At 74.0% G+C, this 2,178-nt stretch carries 1 protein-coding gene; it reads left to right on the top strand.

All coding sequences use genetic code 11. The annotated features are described in order from the left end of the window. On the top strand, window positions 1-2,178 hold a 2,178-nt coding region (locus P409_RS32440; RefSeq protein WP_034848338.1), incomplete at both ends, for a condensation domain-containing protein.

The raw sequence follows: 2,178 nt of genomic DNA, 5'->3' as shown, positions 1-2,178 counted from the left end.
GGAGGGCGAGGCGGAGCAGGCGCTGGCCGGGATCTGGTCGGAGGTTCTGGGCCTGGGTGCGGTGGGCCGGGACGACAATTTCTTCGAGCTGGGCGGGGATTCGATCCTGTCGCTGCAGGTGGTGTCGCGGGCGCGTCGGGCGGGGCTGGTGCTGACGCCGCGGCAGCTGTTCGAGCACCAGACGGTGCGCGGGCTGGCGGCAGTGGCGGGGCGTGAGGCGGTGGCCGTCCGGGACGAAGCCATCGGCGAGGCGCCTTTGCTGCCGATCCAGCGCTGGTTCTTCGGGGCGGAGATCCCGGGGCGGCAGCACTGGAACCAATCGGTGCTGCTGGCGCCGCGGGAGCGGATGGAGGCCGAGGCCCTGCGCCGGGCGATCGCGGCGGTAGTGGCGCATCACGATGCGCTGCGGCTGCGCTTCGGGCAGGGCCGGGACGGCGCCTGGAGCCAGGCCTATGCCGATCCGGCGGAGCAGGACTGGCTGTGGCTGCGCAGCGTCGCCGACGATGCGGCGCAGCTGGCGGTGGCGGAGGCGGCCCAGCGCAGCCTGGACCTGGCCGAAGGCCCGCTGCTGCGGGCGGTGCTGGTCGATCGTTGGGACGGCGCGCAGCGGCTCTTGCTGGTGATCCACCACCTGGTGGTGGACGGCGTGTCGTGGCGGATCCTGCTGGAGGATCTGCAGACGGCCTATGGCCAGGCTGTGGCCGGAGAGGCCATCGCCCTGCCGGAGACCAGCGCCAGCTACGGCGCCTGGGGCAAGGCCCTGCAGGCCCATGCCGAGAGCCCGGAGCTGCAGACCGAGCTGCCCTACTGGCGGGGTGTGCTGGACGGCCCGTCCGGGTTCCCGGTGGCGCGGCCCGAGAGCGCGAACACGGTGGGCGAGCGTGCCGAGCACCGGCAGCGCTTCGATGCGGCGCTGACCGAACGGCTGGTGACGGCGGGGCGGGCGTGGCGGGCCGGGGTGGAGGACCTGCTGCTGACGGCGCTGGCGCGGGCGCTGTGCCGGCAGAGCGGGCAGGGCTCGGCGCTGGTGGCGCTGGAAGGCCATGGCCGGGAGGAGCTGGGCGGGCTCGACCTGAGCCGGACCGTGGGCTGGTTCACCAGCCTGTACCCGGTTCGGCTGACGCCGGCGGAAGACCTGGAAGCCTCGCTCAAGGCGGTGAAGGAGCAGCTGCGGGCGGTGCCGAAGCGTGGCCTGGGCTATGGCGTGCTGCGATACATGGGTTCGCCGGAGGCGCAGGCGGCGCTGTCCGCGGGGTCCTGGCCTGCGGTGACGTTCAACTATCTGGGGCGGTTCGACGGGGTGACGGCAGGCGCCTTCGCCCTGGCGCGGGAGAGCACGGGCCGGGACCAGTCGGAGGGCTCGCCGCTCGGGGCGGAGCTGGTGGTGAACGGGCAGGTGGCCGAGGGCGTGCTGGGCCTGTCCTGGCTGTTCAGCGCCGCCCGGCACGACGCCGGCACGATCGAGCGGCTGGCCCAGGCCTTCGCCGCCGAGCTGGAGGCGCTGGTCAAGCTGTGCAGCGCGCCGGGTGCGGGCGGGCTGACGCCGTCGGACGTGCCCCTGGCGGGCCTGAGCCAGGCGGAGCTGGATGCCCTGCCGGTGCCGGCGGCGGAGATCGAAGACCTGTACCCGCTGTCGCCGATGCAGCAGGGGATGCTGTTCCACAGCCTGCAGGCGCCGGAGCTGTATGTGACCCAGATCCGGGTGGATGTGGACGGGCTCGATGCCGGCCGCTTCGCCCGGGCCTGGGAGGCGGCGGTGGAAGCGCACGCCATCCTGCGCACCGGCTTCCTGGGCCAGGACGACAGGCCGCTGCAGCTGGTGCGGCGGCGGGTGCCGTCGCCGGTGGAGCAGCTGGACTGGCGGGGCAAGCCGGATCTGGACCGGGCGCTGGCGGATCTGGCGGCGTCGGACCGGTCGCGGGGCTTGGACCTTGCTGCGCCGCCGCTGCTGCGAGTGCTCTTGGTGCGGACGGCGGAAGACCGGCACGGGCTGATCCTGACCAGCCACCATCTGCTGCTGGACGGCTGGAGCACGTCGCGGCTGATCGGCGAGGTGCTGACGCGGTATCACGGCGCGACGCCGGCGCTGCCGGCGGGGCGGTACCGGGACTACATCGCCTGGCTGGGCCGGCGGGACCAGGCGGCGGATGAGCGGTTCTGGCGGGAGCGGCTGTCGGG

Source organism: Inquilinus limosus MP06, from assembly GCF_000767795.1.
Taxonomy (GTDB): domain Bacteria; phylum Pseudomonadota; class Alphaproteobacteria; order DSM-16000; family Inquilinaceae; genus Inquilinus; species Inquilinus limosus_E.
The sequence above is the reverse complement of the archived record's forward strand: the minus strand, read 5'-3'. Positions and strand labels throughout refer to the sequence as shown.